This window comes from Variovorax sp. P4_D9 (genome assembly GCF_056401695.1).
This window is the reverse complement of the sequence record NZ_JBFUIU010000863.1, coordinates 1-3,624: the sequence shown is the minus strand read 5'-3', so window position 1 is coordinate 3,624 and position 3,624 is coordinate 1. Positions and strand designations below refer to the sequence as shown.

The 3,624-nt window shown below is 69.7% G+C and carries 5 protein-coding genes; 2 read left to right on the top strand and 3 right to left on the bottom strand.

The window, feature by feature from the left end; translation table 11 throughout:
• The coding region (locus tag AC1DY5_RS47025) for a BON domain-containing protein (RefSeq protein WP_478121238.1) at nt 1-419 on the bottom strand (419 nt) is incomplete at its 3' end.
• A 199-nt stretch (nt 420-618) separates the two neighbouring features.
• On the opposite strand from AC1DY5_RS47025, the gene AC1DY5_RS47020 reads away from it, so the two are divergent.
• On the top strand, nt 619-2,091 hold the full coding sequence (locus tag AC1DY5_RS47020; protein WP_478121237.1) for a patatin-like phospholipase family protein: 1,473 nt from the start codon (nt 619-621) through the stop codon (nt 2,089-2,091).
• Nucleotides 2,092-2,183: 92 nt separating this feature from the next.
• On the opposite strand, the gene AC1DY5_RS47015 is transcribed toward AC1DY5_RS47020, so the two are convergent.
• Nucleotides 2,184-2,819 carry an SIS domain-containing protein gene (locus AC1DY5_RS47015; protein ID WP_478121236.1) on the bottom strand — a complete coding sequence of 212 codons (636 nt, stop codon included), beginning with the start codon at nt 2,817-2,819 and terminating at the stop codon, nt 2,184-2,186.
• Nucleotides 2,820-2,881: 62 nt separating this feature from the next.
• Nucleotides 2,882-3,280 carry a YraN family protein gene (locus AC1DY5_RS47010; RefSeq protein WP_478121235.1) on the bottom strand — a complete coding sequence of 133 codons (399 nt, stop codon included), beginning with the start codon at nt 3,278-3,280 and terminating at the stop codon, nt 2,882-2,884.
• Here AC1DY5_RS47010 and AC1DY5_RS47005 point away from each other — a divergent pair.
• The coding region (locus AC1DY5_RS47005; RefSeq protein WP_478121234.1) for an SAM-dependent methyltransferase at nt 3,280-3,624 on the top strand (345 nt) is incomplete at its 3' end. The two genes, AC1DY5_RS47010 and AC1DY5_RS47005, sit on opposite strands and share 1 nt — an antisense overlap.

Genomic DNA, 3,624 nt, shown 5'->3' with positions numbered 1-3,624 from the left:
GCCTTGACCTTGCCGGTGATGAAGGTGTCGTTCGAGCGCTCCTGGAAGGTGGTCGGCGGACCGACCACCAGCTCGTTGATCACCGAACGCACGTTGTCGACGCGCCGCACCACATCCTCGACGCGGCGCTTGTCGGCCTCACTGCCGACCGTGCCGGTCAGCAGCACCTGGCGATTGAAGCTGGTCACGCTCACGTACATCTGGTCGTTGGCGATCTCGCGCACGCGCGCGCCGGCGCGCAGCTCGATGGACTGGTCGTCGACCTGCGCGCCCGAGCTGCGGCGATCGGTCGCCACCATGCCGACGCCGGCGGCCGCGGCCCCGCCCACCACCAGCGGCACGCAGGCAGTGAGACCGGACACCAATACGGCGCCTACGGCCAGAGCCATTGCGATGCGTTGCGTGGATGTGGTCTTCATGGGTGCGGGCCTTCCTGTGCGTTGTGTCCGCGGCGAGTTTAGCCCAGGGTTTTCACCGCTCCGTTACCGGCTGTCATCACGGCCTTCGCGCGAGCGGCATGTCGCGCCCCTTGCCTACAATGCGACGCGGTGGATGGCGCACATGTTGCATGGTCCGCATCCGGCATCGATATCGACCCGTTCGATCAAGGAAGTCACCGTGATTCAACCCATCGCGCGATCGCCCGTGCTGCACTGGATGGCCGGCGCCCTGGCGCTGCTGCTGCTGGCCGGATGCAATGCGCTGGCGCCCGTGAACCCGCCCATCGCCAAGGTCGACCCCGACGGCGGCTACCGGGTCAACCGCCTGCTGAAGCGCCCTCACCACGGCGTCACCAATGACCCCCACACGCTGTTCCTCCTCACCTTTTCGGGAGGCGGGACGCGCGCGGCGGCGTTCTCCTATGGCGTGCTCGAGGAGCTGCGGCACACCGACATCGTGGTCCAGGGCGTGCAACGCAATCTGCTGGAGGAGGTGGATGCGATCGCCGGCGTCTCCGGCGGCAGCTTCACCGCCCTGGCCTACGCGCTCTATGGCGACCAGCTGTTCACCGAGTACGAGCCGCGCTTTCTGAAGCGCGACGTGCAGGGTGCGCTGACGCGGCGCGCGCTCAACCCGCTCAACTGGTTCAGCCTCGGCAGCGGGTTGTACGGCCGCTCGGAGCTGGCCGCCGACTACTACGACGAGATCCTGTTCAACGGCGCCACCTTCGCCGACCTGCTCGAAAAGCCGACCCCCGTGACCGCGGTCACCGGCACCGACCTCTCGACCGGCGCCCGCTTCCCGTTTTCGCAGGACCATTTCGACCTGCTGTGCTCCGACCTCGGCACGGTGCGCCTGGCCCGGGCCGCGGCCACCTCCTCGGCCGTGCCCGCGGTGCTGTCGCCGGTCACCTACTACAACTATGGCGGCCACTGCGGTGCCACCATGCCGGCCTGGGTCTACGATGTCACCAAGCCGGGCGGCCCCTCGCGCCCGGCCGGCCGGGCCCTGCTGCGCTATCGCGACATCCAGAACTTCGAAGACAGCAAGAACCGGCCGTACCTGCACGTGGTCGATGGCGGGGTCTCGGACAACCTGGGCCTGCGCGGCCTGCTTGAGGCCCTCGAAGAACTGGAGGCCAGCCCGAACTTCCAGCGCCAGGTGGGGCTTGCATCGATCCGGCGCATCGTGGTGGTGGTGGTCAACTCGCGCTCGGCGCCGGCCACGGACTGGGACCAGCGGGTGCGCGCGCCCGGCGTCGTCTCGCAGTTGCTGCAGTCGTCGAGCGTGCCGATCGACCACTTCTCCTACGAGTCGGTCGAACTGCTGAAGGACATCGCGCAGCGCTGGGCCGACAAGCGCGAGCTCCAGGTGGCCGAGCTCCGGCTCTCGGGCATGCCGCGGGCACAGGCCGAGGCCGCGGTGCCGACACTGCGCTTCGACGCCATCGACGTCAGCTTCGACGCCATCGAGGACCCGAAGGAGCAGCGCTACTTCATGGACCTGCCGACCAGCTTCGTGCTGTCGGCGGAGGAAGTCGACCGACTGCGCGCGCTCGGCGGCCGGCTGCTGCGCGAATCACCCGCTTATCGCGAACTGCTCGAGCGGATCAGCGATGCGCCGGCCAAGGCCGGTGCCGCGGCGCAATAGCTCAGGGGGCTCAGGTCCGCCGCCGGGCCGCCCCAAGGCGGACTGCGCCCCCTCGGGGGGCATCAAGGACACGCAGTGCCGAGCGTGGGGGCTCAAGTCGACAGCAGGGAAGAGTCGCTATCCTGGTCGCCGAGCAGTTGGGCGTCGACGCCGTCGCACAGGCAGTGCAGCGCCAGCAGGTGGACCTCGTGGATGCGCGCGGCGCGCTCATGCGGCACGCAGACCTGCACGTCGGTCTCGCGCAACGCACGGCCCACGGCGCCGCCGGTGCTGCTGCCCGAGGGCGCGGCGTTGCCGAGCAGGGCCACCACCGTCATGTCGCGCGCATGTGCGGCTTCGACCGCCGCCAGCACGGCGGCCGATTGGCCGCTGACGCTCAGCACCAGCAGCACGTCGCCGGCCTGGCCCAGTGCACGCACCTGGCGCGCGAAGCGATCGGCGCCGAGCGACTCGGCCGTGTCGGCGGCGGGATCGGCGGGATCGCCGGGCAGCGCGATCGCGGCCAACTCGGGGCGGTCGCGCTCGAAGCGGCCGACGAACTGGGCCGCGAACTGCGCCGCCAGCAAGCCGGACACGCCGGAGCCGCACGCGAGGATCTTGCCGCCGCTGGTGACGCAGGCCAGCAAGGCCTGCATGGCTTGGGAAATGGGTTTGCCGAGCAATGGCCCGGCCTGGTATTTGAGGTCTGCACTGTCGATGAAGTGCTGCTGAATCCGTTGCTCGAGCATGGGGCGCGATGATAACTGCGGGCGGGTGATCGACTTATGAAACAAAACGTGAGCAGGCGCGCTCAACCGGCGTCGAAAGCGCCCCGGATCCAGTCGATGCCCGCCTCCACCAGCACGACATCGAGGCGACAGGGCGGCAGCACGCGCAAGCGGCTGATGCAGTGCCGCGCCGCGAAGACGATGCGGCGCTGCTTCCCGGCCGTGATGCTGCCGCCGGCGCCGCCGTGCGTCGCGCTGGCACGGCCGCGGACCTCGACGAACACCAGCGTGCCGTCGCGCGGATCGCGCATGATCAGGTCGATCTCGCCGCCGCCCCGGCCGGGGGTTCGATAATTGCGCGCGACCAGCCCGAGGCCGGCCGCCTGCAGGTGTTCGAGAGCGCCGTCCTCGGCCGCTTCGCCGCGCTGCTTGGTCGTCGGCAGCGATGTCCGCCCTGCTGCCTTGTTCTGGAGATAAGCCATTGACTTCCATCGCTCTCGCTTCGTTCGGCGCCGCCCTGCTCGCCGCGCGAGAGGCCGCGGGTTCGCAGCATTATCCGCAGGCCACGCTCTACGTGGTCGCGACGCCGATTGGCAACCTCGCGGACATCACACTGCGCGCGCTGCACGTGCTGCAGATGGTCGACGCGGTCGCCTGCGAAGACACGCGCCACACGCAAAGCCTGCTGCGGGCCTACGGCATCGACCGTCCGGGCGCACAGCTGCTGGCCCTGCACCAGCACAACGAGAGCGAAGCGGCGCAGGCGGTGGTCGCGCGGCTGGCCGCGGGCGAGCGCATCGCCTATGTCAGCGACGCCGGCACGCCC